The sequence below is a fragment of the Paenibacillus sp. ALJ109b genome (assembly GCF_010747435.1).
Lineage (GTDB): Bacteria > Bacillota > Bacilli > Paenibacillales > Paenibacillaceae > Paenibacillus > Paenibacillus taichungensis.
The window spans coordinates 70,298-93,932 of record NZ_JAAIFP010000012.1; the positions used below are offsets into that span (position 1 = coordinate 70,298).

23 protein-coding genes are annotated in these 23,635 nt (G+C 46.8%); 16 read left to right on the plus strand and 7 right to left on the minus strand.

The window, feature by feature from the left end; genetic code table 11:
• The first annotated feature begins 2 nt into the window (after window positions 1-2).
• The 12 genes from G3352_RS14145 to G3352_RS14200 all read left to right on the plus strand — a co-directional run bounded on the left by G3352_RS14145 (window position 3) and on the right by G3352_RS14200 (window position 11,738).
• Window positions 3-656, plus strand: coding sequence for a redox-sensing transcriptional repressor Rex (locus G3352_RS14145; RefSeq protein ID WP_053780717.1), 654 nt, complete (start codon window positions 3-5; stop codon window positions 654-656).
• A complete protein-coding gene (locus tag G3352_RS14150) occupies window positions 643-1,947 on the plus strand; it encodes an amidohydrolase (RefSeq protein ID WP_163757374.1) in 1,305 nt (434 codons plus the stop codon). The genes G3352_RS14145 and G3352_RS14150 overlap by 14 nt, the downstream gene beginning before the upstream one ends.
• A gap of 41 nt (window positions 1,948-1,988) precedes the next feature.
• Window positions 1,989-2,519 carry a cell wall elongation regulator TseB-like domain-containing protein gene (locus G3352_RS14155; protein WP_163757376.1) on the plus strand — a complete coding sequence of 177 codons (531 nt, stop codon included), beginning with the start codon at window positions 1,989-1,991 and terminating at the stop codon, window positions 2,517-2,519.
• Between the two features lie 302 nt (window positions 2,520-2,821).
• Window positions 2,822-3,349: a hypothetical protein gene (locus tag G3352_RS14160; protein WP_063566800.1), complete on the plus strand. Its 528-nt coding sequence runs from the start codon at window positions 2,822-2,824 to the stop codon at window positions 3,347-3,349.
• Window positions 3,342-4,844, plus strand: a complete 1,503-nt coding sequence (locus G3352_RS14165; RefSeq protein WP_076288964.1) for an AAA family ATPase — start codon at window positions 3,342-3,344, stop codon at window positions 4,842-4,844. The genes G3352_RS14160 and G3352_RS14165 overlap by 8 nt, the downstream gene beginning before the upstream one ends.
• Window positions 4,845-4,977: 133 nt before the next feature.
• Window positions 4,978-5,850, plus strand: a complete 873-nt coding sequence (locus tag G3352_RS14170) for a 3-hydroxyacyl-CoA dehydrogenase family protein (RefSeq protein ID WP_063566802.1) — start codon at window positions 4,978-4,980, stop codon at window positions 5,848-5,850.
• Window positions 5,847-7,052, plus strand: coding sequence for an acetate/propionate family kinase (locus tag G3352_RS14175; protein ID WP_163757378.1), 1,206 nt, complete (start codon window positions 5,847-5,849; stop codon window positions 7,050-7,052). The genes G3352_RS14170 and G3352_RS14175 overlap by 4 nt, the downstream gene beginning before the upstream one ends.
• Before the next feature lie 102 nt (window positions 7,053-7,154).
• A complete protein-coding gene (gene asnS, locus G3352_RS14180; RefSeq protein WP_063566804.1) occupies window positions 7,155-8,450 on the plus strand; it encodes an asparagine--tRNA ligase in 1,296 nt (431 codons plus the stop codon).
• Window positions 8,450-9,172 carry a DnaD domain-containing protein gene (locus tag G3352_RS14185; RefSeq protein WP_236703325.1) on the plus strand — a complete coding sequence of 241 codons (723 nt, stop codon included), beginning with the start codon at window positions 8,450-8,452 and terminating at the stop codon, window positions 9,170-9,172. The genes asnS and G3352_RS14185 overlap by 1 nt, the downstream gene beginning before the upstream one ends.
• 165 nt (window positions 9,173-9,337) lie before the next feature.
• The gene (locus tag G3352_RS14190; RefSeq protein WP_205524872.1) at window positions 9,338-9,958 is read left to right on the plus strand and encodes an RNA polymerase sigma factor; all 621 of its coding nucleotides are present in this window, start codon (window positions 9,338-9,340) and stop codon (window positions 9,956-9,958) included.
• Window positions 9,948-10,400, plus strand: a complete 453-nt coding sequence (locus G3352_RS14195; protein WP_076288968.1) for a hypothetical protein — start codon at window positions 9,948-9,950, stop codon at window positions 10,398-10,400. The genes G3352_RS14190 and G3352_RS14195 overlap by 11 nt, the downstream gene beginning before the upstream one ends.
• Window positions 10,401-10,442: 42 nt before the next feature.
• Window positions 10,443-11,738: a multi-tm2 domain protein gene (locus G3352_RS14200; RefSeq protein WP_257219588.1), complete on the plus strand. Its 1,296-nt coding sequence runs from the start codon at window positions 10,443-10,445 to the stop codon at window positions 11,736-11,738.
• A 142-nt stretch (window positions 11,739-11,880) separates the two neighbouring features.
• Here G3352_RS14200 and G3352_RS14205 read toward each other — a convergent pair whose 3' ends face one another.
• From G3352_RS14205 to G3352_RS14235, 7 genes are all read right to left on the minus strand, one after another.
• Window positions 11,881-12,534 carry a methylthioribulose 1-phosphate dehydratase gene (locus tag G3352_RS14205; RefSeq protein WP_036607600.1) on the minus strand — a complete coding sequence of 218 codons (654 nt, stop codon included), beginning with the start codon at window positions 12,532-12,534 and terminating at the stop codon, window positions 11,881-11,883.
• 2 nt (window positions 12,535-12,536) lie between these two features.
• On the minus strand, window positions 12,537-13,214 hold the full coding sequence (locus tag G3352_RS14210) for a 2-hydroxy-3-keto-5-methylthiopentenyl-1-phosphate phosphatase (protein ID WP_163757380.1): 678 nt from the start codon (window positions 13,212-13,214) through the stop codon (window positions 12,537-12,539).
• Complete coding sequence (locus G3352_RS14215; protein WP_163757382.1) at window positions 13,211-14,434, minus strand: 2,3-diketo-5-methylthiopentyl-1-phosphate enolase; 1,224 nt, start codon at window positions 14,432-14,434, stop codon at window positions 13,211-13,213. Before G3352_RS14215 ends, G3352_RS14210 begins: the two co-directional genes overlap by 4 nt.
• Window positions 14,431-15,291 carry a pyrroline-5-carboxylate reductase gene (gene proC, locus G3352_RS14220; protein ID WP_076288972.1) on the minus strand — a complete coding sequence of 287 codons (861 nt, stop codon included), beginning with the start codon at window positions 15,289-15,291 and terminating at the stop codon, window positions 14,431-14,433. The genes G3352_RS14215 and proC overlap by 4 nt, the downstream gene beginning before the upstream one ends.
• Window positions 15,292-15,327: 36 nt before the next feature.
• Window positions 15,328-16,575, minus strand: a complete 1,248-nt coding sequence (locus tag G3352_RS14225) for a glutamate-5-semialdehyde dehydrogenase (RefSeq protein ID WP_163757384.1) — start codon at window positions 16,573-16,575, stop codon at window positions 15,328-15,330.
• Window positions 16,576-16,671: 96 nt separating this feature from the next.
• Window positions 16,672-17,775 (minus strand): glutamate 5-kinase, encoded by a 1,104-nt coding sequence (gene proB, locus G3352_RS14230; protein ID WP_076288974.1) that lies wholly within the window; start codon window positions 17,773-17,775, stop codon window positions 16,672-16,674.
• 361 nt (window positions 17,776-18,136) lie between these two features.
• Window positions 18,137-19,345, minus strand: coding sequence for a pyridoxal phosphate-dependent aminotransferase (locus G3352_RS14235; RefSeq protein ID WP_163757386.1), 1,209 nt, complete (start codon window positions 19,343-19,345; stop codon window positions 18,137-18,139).
• A 260-nt stretch (window positions 19,346-19,605) separates the two neighbouring features.
• Between G3352_RS14235 and G3352_RS14240 the strand changes: the two genes are divergently transcribed.
• The 4 genes from G3352_RS14240 (at window position 19,606) to G3352_RS14255 (ending at window position 23,576) form a co-directional block, all read left to right on the plus strand.
• Window positions 19,606-20,622, plus strand: coding sequence for an ABC transporter substrate-binding protein (locus G3352_RS14240; RefSeq protein ID WP_163757389.1), 1,017 nt, complete (start codon window positions 19,606-19,608; stop codon window positions 20,620-20,622).
• 165 nt (window positions 20,623-20,787) lie between these two features.
• Window positions 20,788-22,434 (plus strand): AraC family transcriptional regulator, encoded by a 1,647-nt coding sequence (locus tag G3352_RS14245; RefSeq protein ID WP_163757391.1) that lies wholly within the window; start codon window positions 20,788-20,790, stop codon window positions 22,432-22,434.
• Between the two features lie 48 nt (window positions 22,435-22,482).
• Entirely contained in the window at window positions 22,483-23,304 is an 822-nt protein-coding gene (locus tag G3352_RS14250; protein WP_163757393.1) for a carbon-nitrogen family hydrolase, read from the plus strand.
• Window positions 23,305-23,390: 86 nt separating this feature from the next.
• Window positions 23,391-23,576 carry a hypothetical protein gene (locus G3352_RS14255; protein WP_024630602.1) on the plus strand — a complete coding sequence of 62 codons (186 nt, stop codon included), beginning with the start codon at window positions 23,391-23,393 and terminating at the stop codon, window positions 23,574-23,576.
• Window positions 23,577-23,635 lie beyond the last annotated feature (59 nt).

Genomic DNA, 23,635 nt, shown 5'->3' on the forward strand with positions numbered 1-23,635 from the left:
GAATGAAATCAGATAAAATTTCGGAAGCCGTGGTGCGTAGATTACCTGTTTACTTGCGTTATTTGAATGAACTGCATCAGCGTGAAGTCAATACGGTCTCTTCACAAGAACTTGGATTGAGGCTGGATTTGAATCCTGCCCAGATTCGTAAAGACCTGGCTTACTTCGGTGACTTTGGTCGTAAAGGGATCGGGTATGACGTATCATATCTCATTGAGAAAATCCGCCATATTTTAAAAATAGACCAGCAGATCAATGTAGCTCTTGTCGGAGCAGGTAATTTGGGACATGCCTTGTCCAATTACAATGCCTATCTCAAAGACAACATGAAGATTGTCGCTGTATTTGATGCCTACGGTCCGAAGATTGGGAGCCAAATCAACAGTTTGACGGTACAACCGATGAATGAATTAACGGATTCGGTCAAAAAAGATAACATTCGTATAGGTATTATCACGGTTCCGGATACGGAAGCCCAAAATGTTGCAGATCAGCTGATTGAGTCAGGAATTGAAGCGATTCTGAACTTTGCACCAACGATCCTGAAGACCCCGCCGCATATTCGTATTCATCATGCCGATTTTACGACGGATCTACTTAGCCTGGCTTATTACTTGGAGAATGGAAAGGACGACGAGGAAGATGACGACAAATAGATGGGTAATTCACAACGGCAAATTTGCCGTGAGTGAGGGTACGAATTGGAAAGTGGTTCAAGGTTTTATGGTTGTTGAGAATGACAAGATTGTGCATATTGGTGAGACATTGCCGGAAGGAGACGAAAGTCTGACAAAGGTGGACGGAAAAGGACTGTTCTTCTTGCCGGGTCTGATCAATACGCATGGTCACGCGGCCATGTCGCTTTTGAGAGGCCATGGAGACGATCTGGCGTTACAAGTATGGTTGCAGGAGAAAATGTGGCCAATGGAAGCCAAAATGACGTCTGAAGACGTATATTGGGGCACATCACTATCCGTTCTTGAAATGTTGAAAGGCGGAACAACATCTTTCCTGGATATGTATGATCATATGGATCAGGTCGCGAAAGTGGTGGAACAATCCGGCGTTCGGGCTGCTCTGGCACGTGGGGTAATCGGACTTTGCTCAGAAGAAGAACAACTGCGTAAGCTGGAAGAGTCCGCAGCATTTGCTCGTCAATGGAATGGACAGGCAGACGGAAGAATTACAACCGTAATCTCTCCACACGCCCCTTACACTTGCCCTCCGGATTACATAGAGAAGCTGGTACAGGTTGCTCATGACCTGAATCTGCCTTTGCATACGCATATGTCTGAAACGCTTCGCGAAGTGGAACAGAACGTGGCTGATTACGGACTGCGTCCGGTTGCACATCTGGAGAAACTAGGATTTTTCTCCCGTCCATCTTTGGTTGCACATGCGGTACATCTGAATGATGAAGAGATCGAGATTCTCGCAAAGCATGATGTAGCAGTTTCCCACAATCCAGGCAGTAACCTGAAATTGGCTTCGGGTGTTGCACGAGTACCTGATCTGTTGAAAGCAGGTGTGACCGTATCCTTGGGAACAGACGGACCAGCAAGTAACAATAACCTGGATATGTTTGAAGAGATGAGATTGGCTGCGTTGATTCATAAAGGTGTGTCTGGTGACCCTACTGCAGTGCCGGCGGGGGAAGCACTTCTGCTTGGAACTTCATATGGTGCCAAATCCATATTCCTGAACAACACAGGCGCTCTGCAAGTTGGCATGAAGGCTGACTTCATCGCGTTGAACATCGAACAAGCCCATTTCTATCCGCATACGGATCTGATTTCCCATACGGTCTACTCGGCATCTGCCAAAGATGTGGAGCATGTGTGGGTGGATGGTAAACAAGTGGTTAAACATGGCGAATGTCTTACAATGGATGAAGAGCGCATTCTGCGTGAGTCTCAGCTGGCATTTGACAGTTTGCTTGCCCGATAATTACAAGGACCGCATCGTCATAGGGAAAGGAAGTTCGGCTTTTGAAGAAAAAAAAGAAGTGGATATGGATTTCGCTGCTGCTCCTGGTTCTGATTCTGTTTGGACTTCAGCGTTATTATGTCTATGTTACCCAGGATCAGCGCAAGGAAGAGGCGTTGGCCATACAGGCGGCCCAGGAACAGCTGGGGATTACGTCCCACGAAGAGCTGCGTAAGTATGTCTGGGGGCAGAAAGACGGCGGAGACAACATATACTGGACCCTGATCGGCAAAAATAAGGATAATCAGGATGTCATGGTGTGGATCAAGTTTGATGAGAATAACAAACCGGTGACGGGAGCCAATGCAGTACACGGTGAATTGTTGAAGAATGGCATGAATGAAGCTCAGATTCGAAATCGGTTCAGCTCTGAAGTTCCGGGTGGGGAGATCAAGCGAATCATGCCAGGCGTTGTGAATGGAATCTATGTATGGCAAGTGTATTACAACGATGATACTCACAACTATTATCGGTTTTACCGCTTCAGCAACGGGGAACAGGTGGACCTGGTCTATACGATCCCGAATAGCTAGAATTAGCAAAAGTACTATCGCCCAAAAGAATACATTAAAGAACCGGCAGACGGAAACCCGACTGGACCGGTTCTTTGGCGTACTTTGTTGATCATTTTGGATTTGAATAGTTAAAATTAATAATTTATTCATATTTTCGCCTTAGATATTGTATATACGATGTGATATACTCAAATATGTATTCAAGGATACATCATACACAAATAAATCCTGTTAGGCACATCACAGGACATTACGTACACATATTCATATTCTTGCCTACAAGTTATAGGATGAGCCAAAATTTAGGAGGGGTAACTCACTTGAAGATAAAAGTATTGCCTATTGCTCTGACTGCCGTCATTTCAGCCGTTGTGTTGTTTGGAGGTTGGTTTGTGTATCGTCATGTGGCTGTGCAAAGCCCAATTGAAAAGATGGTTACCCAGTACGATGGAGTCAATGATGTTCAATTAACTATTAACCGCAATGATGTACAGTTGAAACTCGATCTGCAGCCAGATGTTGATCTGGGCAGATTAGTACAATATATTCACAAAGAAGGACAGACCTTGATTGGCACTCGTTCGTTGAAGCTGGATGTCGTGGATCATTCCAACGAAGCGCTGGAGAGCTGGTGGGGAAGCGCGATGTTTACCGTAGCTCAAGCGATGGAGAACAAGCAATACACCGAGATTACACCGACCTTGTCTAAAATGGCTACAAATGGGATCAAGGTAAATACAGCCATGGATGACAATAATGTATATGTCAGTCTCAGAGATGGAGATGCCAGCAAGTTTATCATTCTGCCGCGTGTGCCCGGTCAGATAGGAGTGTGGCCTAATGCCTAAATGGACGAAAGAAATTGCCATTGGATTTGTACCCGTATTAATTATCTTTCTCGCTTTTATCGGTGTAAACATGATTCCCATTCTGATCGCTGCAATGCTTGTGGGTGCTCTGCTGCTTATGATGCAAATGCGTGGCGGAATTACGGTGGGCGCAGGTCAGGAACGTAAACGCAAGAAAAAAGGACCTTCCAAGCTGACTTTTGAAGAAATCGGTGGTCAAGAGAGTGCCAAGCAGGAACTGCGGGAAGCGCTTGATTTTCTCATTCGACATGAAGAAATTCAGAAGTTTGGTATTCGTCCTTTGAAAGGTATCCTGCTTACTGGCCCTCCAGGAACAGGTAAAACCTTGATGGCCAAAGCTGCTGCTCATTATACCGACTCTGTTTTTGTAGCTGCTTCAGGCAGTGAGTTTGTTGAGATGTATGTTGGTGTAGGTGCAGGCAGAATACGGGATTTATTCCGTGATGCAAGAACACGTGCTGCTAAAGAAAATAAGGAAAATGCCATTATATTTATTGATGAAATTGATGTGATCGGTGGAAAACGGGAAGGTGGACAACAGCGTGAATATGATCAGACACTGAATCAGCTGTTGACGGAAATGGATGGCATATACTCTTCCGACACACCGCGCATACTCGTGATCGCAGCTACGAACCGAAAAGAAATGCTGGACAGCGCGTTGACACGTCCAGGACGTTTTGACCGTCATATTCAGGTAGATTTGCCGGATAAGAAAGGCAGAAAACACATCCTGGAGCTGCATGCTGTCAATAAACCTCTTTTGGAAGGGGTCAGCCTTGAGAAGACAGCAGAAGAATCCTATGGTTTTTCTGGAGCACAGCTGGAAAGCGTGATGAACGAAGCTGCAATTTACGCGATGAGGGACGGGCTGCCCAACATTGAACAGCGCCATCTGTCCTTAGCGATTGATAAAGTAATGATGGGTGAGAAGACAGACCGCGAATCCAGCGTAGAAGAGAAGAAAAGAGTGGCTATTCATGAATTGGGACATGCCATCATGGCTGAACTGGTTCGTCCTGGCAGTGTGAGTCAGGTTGCACTCAGCCCTCGTGGACAGGCCCTGGGATATGTACGTCATAACCCGCAACAAGAGCAATTTCTTTACACGAAGCGCTTCCTTGAAGAGCAAATCATGATTGCCCTCGGAGGTGCAGCAGCGGAGGAAATGTATTACGGTGGACGCAGTACTGGATCACGCAATGACTTTGAACAAGCAACGAATGTGGTACAAACGATGATGGCTTCCGGGCTCACAACGTTAGGTATTGTTAACATGGATATGGTAACTACGGAAGAATTAATGCGGGAGAACAAATTGATCCTGCAAGACCTGATGGAACAGACCAAACGATTGCTTGAAGAACAGCGGACAATTTTCGACAATTCCCTCGACACGTTGCTCAGGGAAGAAGTATTGTCTGGCGATCAATTTCGTTGTCAATTTCGTGACAGCGCCCTTCTACCGGCATAATTTATTTATGTCGGTTATTTTTTTTTACATTTCAGTCGTGCTAAGATATTATTATATGTTGGGTCGAAATTTGTAATTTTCGGCGAACAGGGTACAATAGAGAAATAGAGAACCGAAAGGATGGAGCAGAACCATGTTTTTCAAAAAGATAGGAGTTGTCGGCGGCGGCACGATGGGGCAAGGTATTTCCCAGATGCTTGCAGCCAAAGGACTTGATGTGCTTCTGGTGGAACACACAACGGAGAAGCTGGATCATGCATATAACATGATTGAGACCAACCTCGATAAACAACTGGAGAAATGGGCTATTACGAAGGCTGAGAAGAAATTGATTCTCTCCCGTATTACCAAAGTTGCCCATCTGGCTGAACTCGGAACTTGCGATATGGTCATTGAGACTATTTCTGAAGATCTGGAAGCGAAAAAAGCGGTATTCAGTCAACTTGACCAAGTTTGCCCAAGCAACGTAATTCTTGCAAGTAATACATCCACGCTGAGTTTGACTGAGCTTGCAAGCTCAACCAAATACCCAGAGCGTGTTATTGGTATGCACTTTATTCACCCGGTATCCCGGGTTGATCTTGTAGAGATTATTCGTGGTCTGAAAACATCTGATTCCACTTTTGCAGAAACTAGACGTTTTGTGGAAGAAGTAGCGGACAAAAAAGGCGTTATGATCTATGAATCACCTGGATTTGTTACGTCCAGACTGATCTGTCTTTTGATCAACGAAGCGCTGCATGTACTGCAGGAAGGTGTCGCTTCCGCTGAAGATATTGATGACGCTATGCGTATCGGATACAATTTCCAGCACGGACCGCTTGAGATGGCAGACCGTTTCGGATTGGATTCAGTAGAAGCTGCACTCGAAAGAATGTTCCGTGAATTCGGTGAATTGAAATATCGTCCTTCCACAGTCCTGAAGAAAATGGTACGTGCAGGACACCTGGGTGTCAAAACAGGCGAAGGATTCTTCAAGTACGACAAGGATGGTGACCGGCTGTGAAAGTACTCGTAATTAATGCGGGGAGTTCCTCGCTCAAATATCAATTGTATAACATGACGGATGAATCCGTATTGGCAAAAGGTCTGGTAGAGCGGATCGGGATGGATTCTTCCATTCTGACTCATAAACCAACCGGCCGCGAGGATGTTACGGAAGTTAGCGAAATTCTCGAACATACTACAGCGATTCGTAAAGTTATTGACATCCTGACAGACAAAGAAAACGGTGTGCTTGGTTCCGTTGATGAAATTCAGGCTGTTGGACATCGTGTAGTTCACGGTGGTGAAGCATTTAAGGAATCAGCATTGGTTGATGATGCTTCCAAAGCAGAAATCCGTCGTCTGTTCGATCTGGCTCCACTGCATAACCCTGCAGCGATGATGGGGATTCGTGCGGCTGAATCCAATATGCCAGGGGTACCACAGGTAATGGTCTTTGATACGGCTTTCCATCAAACGATGCCGGAAAAAGCATATCTGTATGCCATTCCACGTGTACTTTACAAAAAATATAAAGTGCGTCGTTATGGAGCACATGGTACTTCCCATGATTACGTAAGCAAGGCAGCAGCTGAATATCTGGATCGTCCATTGGAAGATCTGAAGATCATCACATGCCATGTTGGTAATGGTGGTAGCGTAACGGCTGTACAAGGCGGCGTATCCGTGGACACGTCCATGGGCATGACTCCACTCGAAGGATTAATGATGGGAACACGTAGTGGTGACTTGGATCCGGCCATTGTACCTTATGTTATGAACAAGGAAGAACTGAGCGTGAGCGAAGTGAACTCCATGTTGAATAAACATAGTGGACTTCTTGCAATCTCCGGTATTAGCAGCGACATGCGTGAAATCACGGAAGGTATGGAGGCTGGCGATGCTAACTCCACGCTTGCATTCGAGATGTACGAATATCGTTTGCGTAAATACATCGGTTCTTATGCAGCAGCAATGAACGGTGTAGACGTGATCGTATTTACGGCTGGTGTAGGTGAAAACTCCATAGTTCTTCGCCAAAAAGTATGTGAGCAACTTACGTATCTGGGTGTTGAACTGGATGAAGCGCTGAATGCAATTCGCTCTGGAGAACCACGCCGTATCACAACAGCGAATTCCAAAGTGGACGTTCTCGTAGTTCCTACGAACGAAGAATTGGTGATTGCAAGAGATACACACCGAATCGTATTGAATTCTCTGTAATCTAATTGTAAAGTGAATATAGCATGACAAGGAAGTGCAGGGGACAGGCATATGCCTGCCCGCTGCATTTTCAAATTCAGGATTCCAAGGAGAGATATGTGCATGAGTACGGATTGCGTAATTCGTAATGTGAGTGAGCATGTGGGCGAGACTGTTAAGATCGGCGCCTGGATTAACAACAAACGTTCCAGCGGCAAAATTCAATTTTTGCAACTGCGTGATGGAACCGGATATATTCAAGGGGTAGTGGTTAAGAGTGAAGTCAGCGAAGATATCTGGAATGCTGCAAAGAGCTTGACTCAAGAAAGTTCATTGTATGTAACAGGAATTATCCGCGAAGAACCACGTAGTGCATCCGGTTATGAGATGACGGTTACTGGCGTGGAAATTATCCATCTGACTGAAAACTATCCAATTACTCCGAAAGAGCATGGGGTAGATTTCCTGATGGATCATCGCCATCTGTGGCTGCGTTCGACAAAACAACGTGCGATTATGGTTATTCGTGCGGAAATTATCCGCGCTGTTCAGCAGTTCTTTGATGGTAACGGATTCACACAGGTGGATCCTCCAATTCTTACACCTTCATCTGCTGAAGGAACAACGAACTTGTTCCATATCAAATACTTTGATGAAGATGCCTATCTGACACAAAGTGGACAGTTGTATATGGAAGCTGCAGCAATGGCGCTGGGCAAAGTGTACTCCTTCGGTCCTACGTTCCGTGCCGAGAAATCCAAAACACGTCGTCACCTGATCGAGTTCTGGATGATTGAGCCGGAAATGGCATTTGTGGATCATGAGGAAAGCCTGCGAGTGCAAGAGAAGTTTATTGCTCACGTGGTTCAAACGGTTCTGAAAAACTGCCGTGCTGAACTGGAGTCCATTGGACGTGATGTATCCAAGCTTGAAAAAATTGTAGCTCCATTCCCGCGCATTACGTATGACGAAGCGATTGAATTCCTAAATGGACAAGGCTTCGATATTCCTTGGGGAGAAGACTTTGGTGCTCCACACGAAACGGCGATTGCCGAGAAATACGAAACACCGGTCTTTATTACCCATTATCCGGCTGGAATCAAGGCATTCTACATGAAACCTGATCCAAATCGTCCTGAAGTAGTCCTCTGTGCAGATATGATCGCACCAGAAGGATACGGAGAGATCATTGGCGGTTCCCAGCGTATTGATGATCCGGAACTGATGCAGCAGCGCTTTGATGAGCATCAATTGTCGGAAGAGGCATATCAGTGGTATCTGGACTTACGTAAATACGGATCGGTTCCTCACTCCGGCTTCGGTCTGGGATTGGAGCGGACGGTAGCATGGATCTGTGGATTGGATCACGTACGTGAAACAATTGCATTCCCACGTATGCTCTATCGTCTGTACCCTTAATGCTTAACCGCGAGTCCATGGAAGAAACCGGCTCCAAAGCCTGGTTGAATGGAGCAGCTTACGGTATGGCATCAGGGACAGCGCAGCTCCCATATGCTTTATTGCGCTATTATCATCAGCTGGGGTTAAGTGACGCAGAGGTGCTTCTGTTGATTCAATTGTTTGGATTCCGGCAAGTCGAATTCAATGAGTTCCCAACGCTTGAAGAGCTTGCAACCCGTATGGGTCTTGCTCCTGAAGGCATCGCCAGAATGTTGCAACGTCTTATGAGAGACGGGTACATTCACATTGACGAGCATCGAGATGAAGAGCGTGACATTCAATATGAACGTTATGATCTGCATGGATTATATGCCAAGCTGGCAGGATGTACAGCAGAGGACATGGCCGTTGCTCGTAAGCAGCAGCTGGACAGTAATGCATTGCGCCCGGATTCGAACAGTGTTCAAAAAGAAGAGGAAGAACGAAATATGTTCTCTATTTTTGAAAAAGAATTTGGCCGCCCGCTTTCACCGATGGAATGCGAGACTATATCCAGCTGGTTGGATCAGGATCGCTATCAGGAGGAACTGATTCTCATGGCATTGAAGGAAGCGGTGTTTGCTGGTAAAGTGCATTTCCGGTATATCGACCGAATTCTGCTTGAATGGAGCCGTAACCGCGTGAAGAATGTGCAGGACGCCAAGGCATATACGCAGCGGTTTCGTAACGGAGGACGTTAACACCAATGTTAGATTAGGCAACAACTTCATTCAGAATAAATCAAAAACAGGCCAGAATTTATTCTGTGCCTGTTTTTTTTAGAGTATAGAGATGTTAAGTAAGATGCATTAAGTTCCCGGTAGGACTGACTTTTCAGGCAATGTATAACCTTTTTATAAAAAAAAATGAATGAATACGCAGGGGTCAACAAACAAGTTGTCGTCTATTGTAGTGGAGAGGAGGGGAGAGTTATTGATGAAGCGCGCTTAATCGAACAAATCCGTCAAGGCGATACATCCAAGATACGCTTGTTGGTCGAAAAGTACAGCCAGCATGTATACCATGTGGCCTACTCCGTATTGCGGAACGATCAGGATGCACAGGATGCAGCGCAGGAGGCGTTCATTCAGATGGTTAAATCTCTCCCCGATTACCGATCCGAAGGTTTCAAAACGTGGTTAACCCGAATTGCCTTTCACAAAGCAATTGATGCCAAACGCAAGCTGGGCAGACGAAGCGCTGAGGATCTGGGCGGAGAAGAAAAAATAATAAACATGCCCGGTCGTGAAGAAGATGTTCTTGCCCGCCTTGTACGTGAAGAGCGTCAGGAGAAGTTGCGCGAGCGTATCAATCAGCTGCCTGCCCAGCACAGGGACATTATAACTGCGTATTACTTAAGCGAAAAAAATTATGAGCAGATTGCCCGTGATGCACAGGTGGCAGTGAAAACCGTGGAGTCCCGTCTGTATCGTGCCCGGCAGTGGATTCGAAATCATTGGAAGGAGGATGAGTGGCGTGAGAAATAAAAGAATGTATACCGTCCAGGAATGGACTGATTATATTGAAGGTCGAATGACTGCAAACCAGGCAAGTATGATGGAACAGGTGCTTATGGACGTTCCGGCAGCAATGGACAACTATCTCGAAGCACTCGGCATTCATCGGGAGCTGCCACAACTGAAGGACCCGGTAGGCTTCGCCGATTCAGTCATGAATCAAATTACGGAAATGCAATCCTCCAAGCCAAAGCGCAAATCGCGTTCCGGACGAAGACGTCTCTGGCTGGATCACAAAGTGTTTCATTATGCTGTAGCGGCTTGTCTGACGTTAATCTTCCTCTCCTCAGGGCTATTTGACAAGGTTGCGCCTTATCATAAGTTCCAGGATGGTGATCACAGAGGTTCATTTACGGAAAAATGGACGGAGGCAGCTACTTCATGGCTGGATCACTTCAAGCCTGGACCATAAATTAAATTTATTCGCATTGCCTGAAAAGAAAGGATGAAGACTGTGCAATCAGATCGTAACAAATTACTTGCATTCTTATTAAACCTGATTCCGGGTTTGGGTTTTCTCTATTGGGGTCGACCTGCCAGAGCTGTAATCTATCCATTACTCTTTTTTGGGACAGCTGTTGGTTCGTTTATGCTGGCAATTCTGGTGAGTGAGCGGGAATTAATGATTCTTGGGGCTTTGGGGACCATATTCTTCTGGTGTGTCAGCATGCTGGATATGATTATCGTTCTGCTGCGTGCCCCATCGCCTAATGATGCCCGATACCATGGATATGGCGCACATTACAGTGGACCGCATCAGGGGGCGGCATATCAGGGAGCATACACTGGTCAGGAAGGTCATCTGGGACAGATGGAGATGGACATGGAGGGAATACATCAGCATCAGGGTGGTGAGTATGGTGGCCCCGAAGGGGCTTACGGTCAACCCATGTATCGAAAAGGCAGTGAAAGCGAACGATTTTTTACGATTTTGCTTTCTTTTGTTCCAGGTCTGGGACATCTTCATCTCGGACTGTTACATCGCGGTTTATCATTCCTGATCGCGTTCTTCGGTTCATTTGCCATGATGGTTTTTGTAGCTTCCATTACGAATGAATCCGTATTTCTGATGTTCTTGCTCATTCTGCCTGTCATTTGGGTATACTGCATGTTTGATGCCGTCCAGCACGTGCATCGCAAGCAGGCTGGTGAGGTATTGCAGGATCGTACGTTGTTCGAGGAGCTGGAGATGGGCAGGGCTTCTGGACGGAGAAGCAAGGTGCTGGCAACCCTGTTGTCAGCCTTCCCGGGTGCGGGCCATCTGTATCTTGGACTGCAAAAAAGAGGCATGCAACTCATGTTCCTGTTTCTCGGCAGTATCTACGTTCTGGACCTGCTTCATTTATCGGTGTTCCTGTTCATGATTCCGTTGATCTGGTTCTACAGCTTCTTTGACGGACTTCAGTGTTCAAGCCGGTATGGCCGCGAACCGTTGACAGATCAACCCATTTTCAAGGATTGGGCTCGTCACCAGCGCCTGATTGGATTCGGAATTGCTGCGTTGGGATTGTACTATCTGTTTATCCGTTTGGTCATTCCACAGCTCAATGAGATGTTCCCGGATGCATTTATGACGTACGAGATTCGTTCGTATGTGAACACCGTCATTGTGTCCTTGCTGCTCATTTTTGGCGGTCTGAAGCTGTTGTTTGGCAAGCAGAGGGGGACGGGTATCCCTAGTGCGGCTCATCGAAATGATGAGGGAGCAGACAGTCTCTTTTTATTCAAGGATCGGGATGATCGATTGTAGAACTTTACAGATTTTTTCTGAATGGGAACAAAGAAATCATAGAAAACAAGAAATTCCCCAAACATAAAAAACACGCCAAGGCCTATGTATATCAGCCTTGGCGTGTTTTGGTTGTGCAGCTTTGATTTCGAATAAATGATTGCTATTTCGTAGCACCCTTTAACAGAAGCTGACGGTACATCACTTCAAATAGGAACTCGAACGCTTCCAAATGACGTTTGGCTTCAAAAGCATCTTTGCCCCAGGCATAAATACCGTGGTTACGCAGTAAAATTCCCGGTACGTTGGCATCAAGTACACCTGGCACCAATTCAGCGATAGATGGAATATCTGCAAAGTTAGGTAGAACCGGTACACGAATCTCCGCATTTTCTTCCCAGATGTTGAAAGCCTTGATCAATTCGATGCCTTGAATCGGTACGTGTCCGTCTGCTCCAAAGAATTCACTGATCAGGTTGTTAAATACGGTATGCACGTGGAACACCGCGCCGCAGCCGGTTAAACGATAGATTTCGCAGTGAATTAACGTTTCAGCGCTCGGTTTCAGGGTTGTGGTCTCAATGGCTTTACCATGCTTGTCCACAAACAGAAAGTCTTCCGGTGTACGGAGAGATTTGTCTTTGCCTGATGCAGTAACTGCAAAGTAGAATTGCTCCGGGTCGAAGTCGCCCACACGCATCGAGAGGTTGCCACTTGTACCAGGGAACCAGTTACGGCTGGCAAACAGCGCTTTGATATCAGCCAGCTCTTCGAGGACCTGGCGTTTATGTTCCAATGTAATCTTTTCAAAACCCATTTTTACAGCACTCCTTGTGTTTGCTTCTGTTTCATATCTTCCATAATATCGTAGAAGGTTGTGAATGGGACATGGTCCACACCCAGCTCTATACACTTATCCGTCAGAATAGAACGGGAGTAGACAAGATCAGCGATTTTGGCACCTTCAAAATCCGTTAGACTGTCTCCAATGAGGATACGATTATATTGTTCTTCCGGGAATGTACGAATAACCGTCGTTTTACACATGCCGCAGCCATTCTCACAAGGAGGCTGACATGGATTAGGCCATTCAATACGTATGAATTCATCTGTGAAATCTGCCCCGTTGCAATAAACGTGATCCTGTGGAATATCGAATGGAGCGAGCAAAGGCTCAATAAAAAAGTCCATTCCGCCACTGGTGACATTGAATTCAATGCCCTCGTCCCTAACATATGCAAGAAATTCGCTGAAACCTTCTCGGATGCCGGCCTGTCCAAGGACAAATTCCACAATCTCATCTTTCTGCGAAGAAGGCAACAGAGCGAACATCGCTCCCACACCTTCGCGGAGCGAAATTCGCTGTTCAATCGTGTCGTTCATAATCGCTTCAATACCTTCGGGTTTAAAATGTTTCATAATCGCTACGATATTGTCCGAAAGGGTGATCGTGCCATCAAAATCACAGAAAATAACTGTTTTTTTATCACTTCTCATCGTTCGCCACCCCACAGATCCAGTGCACTTTTCAGCTCGGGATGTTCGACTGCATATTCTGCTAGTGGAATGGAACGTTGGGCTGCCTCGATTGCCTGCAAGAATGCCCGTCCGCCTGCCTCAGTGCCCATAGGATGTCCATGGATACCACCGCCGGCATTAACGATGACATCGGTACCGAAGTCACGCAGAATAAGCGGTACAAGCCCTGGATGTATACCAGCCGAAGGCACAGGCATGCTGGTTCTGACCGGAAGCTCAGGTGACAGCAATTGTTCTGTAATGGCCATATTCTCTTCCTTCGGCATCGTCACCGATCCGTAAGGGGAAGGGAAGAGCACCAGATCCGCTCCGGCAAGTCGCATCAGCTGTCCCAGCAGGACGGAAGCCGAGATTCCATAGTGTGGTGAAGGATACAGTGCACCTGCAAGCGCAGGGTGAGCCATGATTGGTACGTTGATGTCCGGATCACTGCTTAGTTCGTGCAGCACGTCATATCCGTAAGACAAGACATTGATTAACAGTGCATTTGCCCCTGCACCTATTGCACGTTCAGCCTGCTGTTTCAGGTGTGAGGTAGGCCCAGTCAAATTTGCGGCATAAAGAAGTTTCTTACCCGTCTCCTTGCGTGCCTGTTCCGCAGCTTTCATGCAGACCTCGACTCTTTTCTCAATCGGAGTCAGTTTGTTCTCAAACAGAATTTCATCATCTTTAATCAAGTCTACTCCACCAAGAGCTTGGCGAATAAACTGTTCCCTCAGTTCGTCAGCATCCAGTCCAATAACTGATTTAAAAATACTCATTAACAACGGACGATCATGTACACCTAGCAGATCACGAACACCATTCAGTCCAAACTTGGGACCAGGGAATGCGCTAAGGAAGCCATCTGAGAATCCAAGCCGTGTCAGTTTGATACGTCCATCCATTGAAATTTTGCCAAAGACCGTCACAAGCAGGGCAGGAATATCACGGCTGAAATTTACATCCGGATAACCGATGGTAATATCAGCGTAACGCTCACCTGGGGCTATGCCCTCAGCTTCATGCACCTCAACGCTGATGACCTCACCCAGATGTTTCTGCATCGCCTCACGCTTGGCCTGAGGTAATTCAGTCCAACTGCCAACAGTCATGCCGACAGCAATGGACTCAGCCTTCTTGCGGAAGTCTGCACGATCATCATGCAGACGATATGTGGCTATGCACATATTATTCATTTTAAATCTCCTTCCAAAGCAGCTCCCATCTCCCGTGAGCGCTCTGCACAGCGGTTGACGGCTGCGATTACATTTTCAAAGAAATCTCCCTCATCCAGCGTTTTTAGTGCTGCCTGAGTTGCACCTCCCGGGGAGGTCACATCACTACGGAGTTTCATTGGCTCTAAGCCAGTCTGTTGTACCATGCGTGAAGCACCCAGCACGGTCTGAACAGTCAGATCGCGGGATTGTTGGCTGGATAAGCCGCCACGAATACCTGCGGCAATCATGGCCTCCATCAAATAGTATACATAAGCCGGACCACTTCCGGAAATACCTGTGAGCACTTCGAGTTTATCTTCAGGCACGATGGTCACGATTCCAACAGCTTCGAACATCGTCATGACTGTACTGCGCTGTTCATCCGTAATCTCTTCGGAAAAGGCAAGTCCGGTTGCGCCGAGCCCGATTGTACTGGACGTATTCGGCATGGTGCGGGCGATCGGTTGCTTACGTCCTAGTAGGGATTGCATCGTACGGATCGATAATCCGGCAATAACCGAAACGATTAATTGATCCGGCGATAGGAGCGGCCCAAGTTCACGCAGCGCTGCGGCAGCATCCTTTGGCTTCATGCAGAGTACAATAACCGGAGAAGCAGCGAGATGATCCAGCGATTGTGCAGCAGTTCCGGTATGTACGGCATAACGGGTGCTGAGCTCCTCCTGACGTTTCTGGTTGCTGCGGTTCAGCATCGTAATATCCTGAGGACGAACGACAAGGCGGGAAATTAATCCGCGCACGATGGCTTCAGCCATCGCACCTGCTCCGTGAAATGTAATCTTCTGTTGTAATAACGTCTGTTGTTCTTGACTCATATTTATCGTTCCTCCTATATAACTGTAGCTGCGATATTATTGCCGGATTTGTCCATTTCCTGTGATACGGTATTTGGTTGACGTTAATGCAGGCAGACCCATAGGTCCACGAGCATGCAGCTTCTGGGTACTGATCCCAATTTCGGCTCCATAACCGAATTCAAATCCGTCTGTGAAACGAGTAGAAGCATTATGGTATACAGCAGCCGCATCTACATCATGTAAAAAACGTTCTGCATTGCTGGTATCCTTGGTGACAATACACTCTGAATGCTTTGTGCCATAACGCGCGATATGCTCCATCGCTTCATCCAGGTTCTGAACTACACGAATATTTAAAATATAATCATTGTACTCTGTCGCATAATCTTCTTCCGTCACAGGAAGGGCAGAGGGAACGAGACGGCGAACCGTGTCACAACCCTTCAACAGGACATTCGCCTCACGGAGCTGTTCAGCCAGTGTCGGTAGATGCTCCTCCGCGTATACGGCGTGCAGCAACAAGGTTTCCATGGAGTTGCATACGGATGGACGCTGTGCCTTGGCATTAACGGCAATCTCCGCTGCCATGACCGGATCGGCAGATTCATCCACATAAGTATGACAGATACCTGCACCGGTTTCGATCACAGGCACTGTTGCATTGGCGACCACATTGCGGATCAGTGAAGCTCCGCCGCGTGGGATGATGACATCGAGCAGTCCATTTAACTTGAGCATTTCGTCCACGGAGGAACGGTCTGCATCCTCAACAAGCTGTAAGGCGTCCGCTGGCATGTCAGTTGTTGCCAATGCCTGATGGAGTACCTCCACAATTTTGCGATTGGAGGAGAGGGCAGAGGAGCCGCCTCGCAGCAGTACAGCGTTACCTGTTTTGAGGCAAAGTCCGGCGGCATCTACTGTAACATTTGGACGTGCCTCGTAGATGATGCCGATTAGACCGATGGGCACTCTCAATTTTTCAACATGCAATCCGTTCGGACGAGTGAAAGTCTCCAGCACTTCGCCCACAGGGTCTTGCAACTCCACGATCTGACGCAGTCCTTCAGCAATACCAGCGATACGCTCCTTATTCAAAGCGAGGCGATCCAACATCGATTCTGGCGTACCTTGCTGTCTGCCACGTTCCAGATCGTCAGCGTTTGCTGCAATAATGGAATCCGATTGGGCAATCAATGCGTCCGCCATGACTAACAGGGCGTTATTTTTTTGTTCTTTGCTCAGTCGATTCAGCTGCGGAACCACGGCTTGGGCCTTGCTCGCTTTTTCCCTGACTTCACTCATCATAAATTCCTCCCATATATAAAGTGGAAACAAAAGAATATTTAATAGCTGTATCATATGATCCTGAGTAGTACACTCGGTAGGATTATAGGTGTTCTATTTTAACGTAATCCACTCGTCCCGATGAATAACCTCAAGTCGATGGATGCTGTTCAACTGCTTCATCACTTCGCCACTTGGCAGTCCTGCGATGAGCCGTAGCTGGTCATCATCATAATTGACGATACCACGACCGAGCAAGGTGTCATCCATACCCAGCACCTCTACAACATCTCCGGCATGGAAGGTACCCAGCACACGTTTGACACCTACAGGCAGGAGACTATGACCACCATGAACCAATGCTTCTTCGGCACCATTATCCACAACGACGGTACCGAGCGGAGTAGACATGAAGCCAAGCCATTGTTTTTTGCGAGAGAGAGCGGCAAGGCGAGTTTCGAAATACGTTCCTTTTCCGGTGCCATCAACCGCTCTTTGCATATCTCCAGGTTCCTTCACACTTCCTACAAAGACAGGCACGCCTCCACGCGTTGCCACTTTGGCTGCATCTACCTTGGATCGCATGCCGCCGGTACCTACGGATGATCCAGAACCGCCAGCATAGGCGTAAATTTCTGCCGTAATTTCGGGGATGCGGTCATAACGAAACGCAGACGGATCCTTTCGCGGATCAGCCGTGTACAGACCGTTGGTATCTGTAAGAATGACCAGATGCTGTGCCTTGACCAGATTCGCCACCAGAGCAGACAGGAGATCGTTATCTCCGAACTTCAATTCATCGACAGATACGGTATCATTCTCGTTAAAGATCGGAATGACGCGCTGTTTGAGCAGTTCTTCTACCGTCATGCCCGCATTGCCCATACGTTTCCGGCTGTGAAAGTCGGTACGGGTGAGCAGAATTTGTGCTGTAGTAACGCGGTGCGCTGCAAAAGCCTGTTGATATGCCTGCATCAGCAAAGCTTGCCCAACAGCCGCTGCAGCTTGTTTTTCATGCAGTTGCTTGGGACGCTGGGGGTAACCAATCTCCCGGAATCCGGCAGCTACCGCTCCCGAAGTGACCAGAAGAACCTCGTGGCCCTGTTCGGCCAAGGCAGCAATTTCTCCAGCAAAAAAAGTAATGGCACTCCGATCTAGCCCGCCTTCTTCCGTAGTAAGCGAACTGCTTCCGATCTTAACTACAATACGTGAGGTCATGATTTCACTTCCTTAAACAATATTAATGATTGACCCTGGAGCAGACCGTTGGGTACAAAAAAAACTCCCGCCCTTTTAATTAAAAAGGACGAAAGTTCGTTACTTCCGCGGTACCACCTTTATTGATGATTGGATCATCCGGCTTCATGCCCTGTAACAGAAGGCACTGTCCTGTGCATCACAGGCCGCTCAGGGGTAGGTTTCGGAGAGAAGCCGCGGTAAATTCTTGCAGCCCGATGGAATTTACTCTCTGGGCGCGGCTGATCCTCTCGTACTGGTCCCGTCATCACGTTTCGTTCAATATTTCCTTATAACATACCATGGAAACTTGGCAGATGCAAAGGGGTTATGCACCTGTAAATTACTTGAATAAATTCAACTTGCCAATCCGCTCCGCTGCTTCCCTTAATCGATCTTCATCACTTAGCAGTCCTGCGCGCACATAGCCCTCACCATGTGAACCGAAACCAATACCCGGTGCTACGGCCACTTTAGCTTCACGCAGTAACACGTCAGCAAAGGAAGCAGAAGTAAAGCCTGCAGGTACAGGCAGCCAGCTAAAGAAGGAACCTCCCGGTTTAGGAGCCTGCCAGCCGATGGATGAGAGTGCATCATAGAAAGCGTCGCGACGTGATTCATAACGTGCAACCAGTGAAGTCACACATTCCTGGGAAGATGTCAGTGCTGCCGCAGCAGCGGCCTGGATGCCTCCGAAGAGGCTCACGTAGATATGATCCTGCAGCAGATTGATTTTGGAGATGATCTCCGAATTACCTAGAGCAAATCCGACGCGCCAACCCGCCATATTGTAGGTTTTGGATAATGTGTAGAACTCAATGCCCACTTCTTTGGCACCTGGTGCCTGCAAAAAGCTCACTGGACGATGTCCATCGAATCCAATTGCACCATAGGCGAAGTCACTTGCTACGACGATTTTATTTTGAATGGCGAACTCTACCGTATCTTCATAGAAGGAAAGCGGGGCGGTTGCCGATGTTGGATTGTTAGGATAGTTCAGGAACATCAGCTTGGCATTTTCTCGATCTTCGGTAGAGATTGCTTCATAATCAGGCAGGAATGCATTGGACTCCAGCAGTGGCATAAAAGACATCTGTGCTTTCGCCAGTGCCACTCCGGACCAATAATCGGGATAACCTGGATCAGGTACGAGACATACGTCCCCAGGATTGAGCAATACCTGAGGTAACTGGACCAAGCCCGTTTTTCCGCCAAATAAAATCGCAACTTCCGTTTCGGGGTCCAGGTCCACGTTGTAATCTTCCTTGTAACGTTTCGCAACGGCTTCCTTCAGGAAAGCATGCCCGCTAAAAGGCGAATATTTGTGATAGAGCGGGTTCTCCGCCGACTCCTGTAATGTTTTGACAATGTGGGGTGGTGTAGGTGTATCCGGGTTCCCCTGACCCAAGTTAATGACGTCGTGACCACTTGCAATTTCTCGGTTTACATTTTGAACTAGGGAAGCAAAAAATTGTGTAGGAAGCTGTGTCATTACATCGGATGTAGGTATGGTAAAGGCTGAACGACCCGATGATTGAGGTTGATTAGTCATGCTATACATCACTCCGGTTATTAAAGATGGCAATATAGTATTCATTAATTTATCACGTCAATCCCGAGCTGTATAGGGGGAAAACACTTCATGAATACTTGGGTGGAGCCAATATTTAAGTTTTTGTACAAAACTGAAATGAGATATTTTGTTTTGTCCATTGAGATTAGGGGAAATCCTGTTTTATGATAATATTCGATAATGATAATCAATATCATTGATAAATAGGAACGAAGCACTTATTAGGGGGAGAAATAGAAATGAAAAAGGGTATACGAAATACGGCAGTATTATTGACCGTTACATGGTTATCCATTCTTTTGCTGGCTTGTGGAAATCAGACTTCAACTCCATCTGCCGGAACGGATGATTCCAAAACGGTCAATGAAACACAGACAAACGAAGATCAGTCCAATCAGGAACAGACGGCATCGAAGGATAACAGTGAGGGTGAAACCCGGATGTTCAAGGACTGGACAGGCCATGATGTAGAGGTTCCGGTTACGCCGAAGCGTGTAATTTATCATGGTGAAGTTACAGGGGACTTGCTAGCGCTGGGCGTTGTACCTGTAGGTATTCTTCGTCAGGAGGGAACAGTATATGATGATCAGGTCGCCCAAGCAGAAGATGTGGGTTTCCCGATAAGTGTTGAAAAGGCGCTTACCTTGAATCCTGATCTGATCATTTTCTCGAATAGTGATGAGGCACAATATGATCAAATCTCAAAGGTTGCGCCAACGGTTACCTTTGATTCATTTGCCTCATTGGACGACCGTATGCGTATTCTCGGCGATCTATTGAACAAAAAGCCGGAAGCGGAAGCTTGGATCACGGCCCATCAACATGCAACGGAAGAGATGTGGAAGCAGCTTCATGAGAATGGACTGAAAGAAGGGGAAACGGCTTCGGTATTCACCATGTATCCTGGTAATCGACTGTTTGTAATGGCCGGAGCAGGATTGCCACAGTTATTATATGGAGCCGATGGGATGAAGCCAACCGCGGAAATTCAGAAAGTGTTAGATGAAGGAATGGGCTTTGCTGAGATTTCTACTGAAAAGCTGCCTGAAATAGCGGGTGATCGCGTATTTATACTGGATCCAGTAACGGATGATGCGAAGCAGTCCACCAAAGAATTGCTGGATAGCCCGATTTGGAAGAACCTGCCCGCTGTAAAAGAAGGAAAAGTATATCGCTTTGATCTGGTCAAGGCTTCAAGTGACGCAACTTCAAGAGAATGGCTTTTGAAAGAGTTGCCGAAACAGATGATTCAATAGTTAAGAACGAAAATGCCGACTAAAAAAGAGCCTTCAACATTTCGTTGAAAGCTCTTTTTTGTGCTGATTACAGCCAGATCTGGATTAATGACAAAAGCTCGCTTATAATCAGTTCATACAGATATAATGATAATCATTCTCATTTTAAAAACGAGGTGAACCACCATGCAGGCTTTGAATGCCGATGCCAGAGGGTTGTATTTTTCAGCATTCATGTTTCGGCTGGATCATCTGGAACAACGAATTGAACAACCAGAACAGGTGATGCTGGAAGTGGCATGCGATAAACATACATTTTTGATCTGCGAAGAAGGGGAAGGTCGCTTATATATAGGATATGAACAGTTTCCTTTTACCACCGGATGTGTTTACCCTCTTTCTCCGAGCGAGGGGTACCAGATTGAACACGGAAACCGAATGGAATTGAAATATATGGTGATATCATTTGATGTTATTCATGTGTTGACGGGAGATCCGGAACAGTATACGCGCCCTGTATTCGAACATAGAAATCAATTGAACGGCTATCCTTATGCTCCGTTAAGTGGGCTGTTGGAGCAATTGTATGCCATTCGGGATTATCAAACAGATGCTGAATATAGCCATTTGAATGCACAGTTTCAGAGATGGATGGAGATGATCATCACCCGGTACACTTCACCAAAAACAGAGCAGAGTATGGAATCCAGACTACACAGTACAATTCAATATGTAGAAGATCATTACGCTGAAGAAATCACAGTAACGAAACTGGCCCGTCTTGCAGATATCCGACCCGTGCAATATACAAACTTGTTCAGACAATTAACAGGCCACAGGCCGCTTGATTATGTGAACCATGTACGAATTAAACATGCTAAGGATTGGTTGCGCAGATCCGATGAACCACTTCGGGATATAGCAACCCGGGTGGGTTTTAAGGATGAGTATTATTTTAGCAGGCGTTTTCGTCAAATGACCGGATTATCGCCTCGTCAATATGACCGATCTATTCAGCAACAAACACTGGTTCAGGATTGGTTGGGTCATGATGTGAATATTCCGTCACAACCCGAGCGAATTATGTTTTATGGTGATTCCGGTGGAGATTTGCAAGTGCTGGGCATTGGTTTATTAGGAGATCAGGCCTATGATGCGGTTGCCCCGGTTAATGTGGAAGAGGCAGTCCGGATGAGACCAGACCTGATCATTTTCGATAGTACTAACGAACAACAATATGAACAATTTTCCCGAATAGCACCCACACTGGCATATAACTCTCATGCAACGCTGGAAGATCGAATTTGTAGGGTGGGAAGCTGGTTTGGCAAGCAATCAGAGGCTGGAAAATGGCTCTCCTCCTATCAGCAACGTATGGAAAAGATGTGGATGAAGATTCATGCATCAATTGAACCCGGGGAAACGGCGTCCGTGTTCACCTATCATCGGGGTGCCCGATTATTTGTCATGGGCAATATTGGTCTGGCCTCACTCTTGTATCATCCGATGGGATTCAGCCCCGTTACGAAAGTGAAGGAGGCGCTTGTGGCGGGCAGAGCGTATAAGGAAATTTCGTCAGAAGCGATTCGTCAGTATGCCGGTGACCATATATTTGTCTTGCTTCCTGAAGAGGTTATTGCAAGACAGGCGACAGAGAAGTTGATGCAAAGTCCAAGCTGGCGAGCACTTCCAGCGGTGCAGAAGGGGCAAGTGTACGGAGTGGAAGAAACAACATGGAATTTGGGCGATGCAATGACGAGCAACCGTTTGTTAATTTTGTTGCCCAAGTTATTATGTAGGAGTTCACAACGAAAACAGGTTGCAGATGTTTGAATGATCAAGCTATGATTACAGGTATTACGGTTCAGAGGAGAGCTGGTTATGACAGAACAACAACAAGGGGAAATGCGTGTAGCCCTGATTCAGGGCGATATTCAGATCGGAGACCCTGAGGCCAACCATAAACATATGCAGTCTTTGCTCGAACGAGCGGTAGAACAGGTTCCCGACTTGGGATTGGCTGTGCTGCCCGAGATGTGGAATACGGGCTATGCTTTGGAACAAATTCATGAGCTTGCTGACCCGGAGGGCCAGAAATCAAGAGAGTGGCTCGCGAATTTTGCCCAAAAACATCGAATCTCCATCGTTGGCGGTTCCATTGCGGAGAAACGTGATGGCCAAATCTTCAATACAATGTACGCCTATAATAGTGAAGGAAATCAGGTGACACGTTACGATAAATTGCATTTGTTCCGCCTGATGGATGAAGAGAAGTATTTGCAGCCTGGTGCAGAACCGGAAATATTCGAATTGGAGAACGGCCTCACCGCTGGAGCTTCGATCTGTTACGATATCCGTTTCCCTGAGCTTGCTCGAACACTTGCCTTGAACGGAGCCAAAGCATTAATTGTCCCCGCTGAATGGCCGAACCCGCGCTTGCACCATTGGCGCACACTGCTTACAGCTAGAGCCATTGAGAATCAGATGTACGTTATTGCCTGCAATCGCGTTGGGAAAAGCAGAGATACCGAATTTTTCGGACATTCCCTCATTATTGATCCTTGGGGTGAAATTGTGGCTGAAGGCGGAGAAGGAGAAGAGATCGTGACCGGAGTTATCCGTCCATCGCTTGTGGATGAGGTTCGTGGCCGTATTCCGGTATTCGAAGACCGCAGACCTGGCATATATTTTGGCAGCAAATAAAAATCTGTAATTTTCCAATAAAGTGTTTATTCTTCCGGGAGGCGGGTAATGATAACTATCCCGTCACCAAGGAGGATGATCAATCAATGGACAACCATGTGAAAGATACGCTCAGGAGACTGGAACAGGAAAACACTAGGGTAGATCACTTGAGGCCATTCTTAGAGAATGGGGCAGGAGGGCTATCACCACCTGAACAATCTGTTCAGGACGAAGGCCGCCTTGTGAATCAACAGAACAGGCTGACAAGTGAACGTAATTTGCGAAAATAAACCGCCAAACTTGAAATTCTCATATGTACGTTTCTACGTTAACAATTCAATGATGATTT

What these genes read in the sequence shown, in the direction of transcription:
- G3352_RS14190 (WP_205524872.1), top strand. Translation starts at nt 9,338, where the DNA reads ATGAATGAATACGCAGGGGTCAACAAACAAGTTGTCGTCTATTGTAGT.
- G3352_RS14165 (WP_076288964.1), top strand. Translation starts at nt 3,342, where the DNA reads ATGCCTAAATGGACGAAAGAAATTGCCATTGGATTTGTACCCGTATTA.
- G3352_RS14150 (WP_163757374.1), top strand. Translation starts at nt 643, where the DNA reads ATGACGACAAATAGATGGGTAATTCACAACGGCAAATTTGCCGTGAGT.
- proB (WP_076288974.1), bottom strand. Translation starts at nt 17,775, where the DNA reads ATGACCTCACGTATTGTAGTTAAGATCGGAAGCAGTTCGCTTACTACG.
- G3352_RS14185 (WP_236703325.1), top strand. Translation starts at nt 8,450, where the DNA reads ATGCTTAACCGCGAGTCCATGGAAGAAACCGGCTCCAAAGCCTGGTTG.
- G3352_RS14240 (WP_163757389.1), top strand. Translation starts at nt 19,606, where the DNA reads ATGAAAAAGGGTATACGAAATACGGCAGTATTATTGACCGTTACATGG.
- G3352_RS14225 (WP_163757384.1), bottom strand. Translation starts at nt 16,575, where the DNA reads ATGAGTGAAGTCAGGGAAAAAGCGAGCAAGGCCCAAGCCGTGGTTCCG.
- proC (WP_076288972.1), bottom strand. Translation starts at nt 15,291, where the DNA reads ATGAGTCAAGAACAACAGACGTTATTACAACAGAAGATTACATTTCAC.
- asnS (WP_063566804.1), top strand. Translation starts at nt 7,155, where the DNA reads ATGAGTACGGATTGCGTAATTCGTAATGTGAGTGAGCATGTGGGCGAG.
- G3352_RS14145 (WP_053780717.1), top strand. Translation starts at nt 3, where the DNA reads ATGAAATCAGATAAAATTTCGGAAGCCGTGGTGCGTAGATTACCTGTT.
- G3352_RS14210 (WP_163757380.1), bottom strand. Translation starts at nt 13,214, where the DNA reads ATGAGAAGTGATAAAAAAACAGTTATTTTCTGTGATTTTGATGGCACG.
- G3352_RS14245 (WP_163757391.1), top strand. Translation starts at nt 20,788, where the DNA reads ATGCAGGCTTTGAATGCCGATGCCAGAGGGTTGTATTTTTCAGCATTC.
- G3352_RS14215 (WP_163757382.1), bottom strand. Translation starts at nt 14,434, where the DNA reads ATGAATAATATGTGCATAGCCACATATCGTCTGCATGATGATCGTGCA.
- G3352_RS14205 (WP_036607600.1), bottom strand. Translation starts at nt 12,534, where the DNA reads ATGGGTTTTGAAAAGATTACATTGGAACATAAACGCCAGGTCCTCGAA.
- G3352_RS14235 (WP_163757386.1), bottom strand. Translation starts at nt 19,345, where the DNA reads ATGACTAATCAACCTCAATCATCGGGTCGTTCAGCCTTTACCATACCT.
- G3352_RS14250 (WP_163757393.1), top strand. Translation starts at nt 22,483, where the DNA reads ATGACAGAACAACAACAAGGGGAAATGCGTGTAGCCCTGATTCAGGGC.
- G3352_RS14255 (WP_024630602.1), top strand. Translation starts at nt 23,391, where the DNA reads ATGGACAACCATGTGAAAGATACGCTCAGGAGACTGGAACAGGAAAAC.
- G3352_RS14170 (WP_063566802.1), top strand. Translation starts at nt 4,978, where the DNA reads ATGTTTTTCAAAAAGATAGGAGTTGTCGGCGGCGGCACGATGGGGCAA.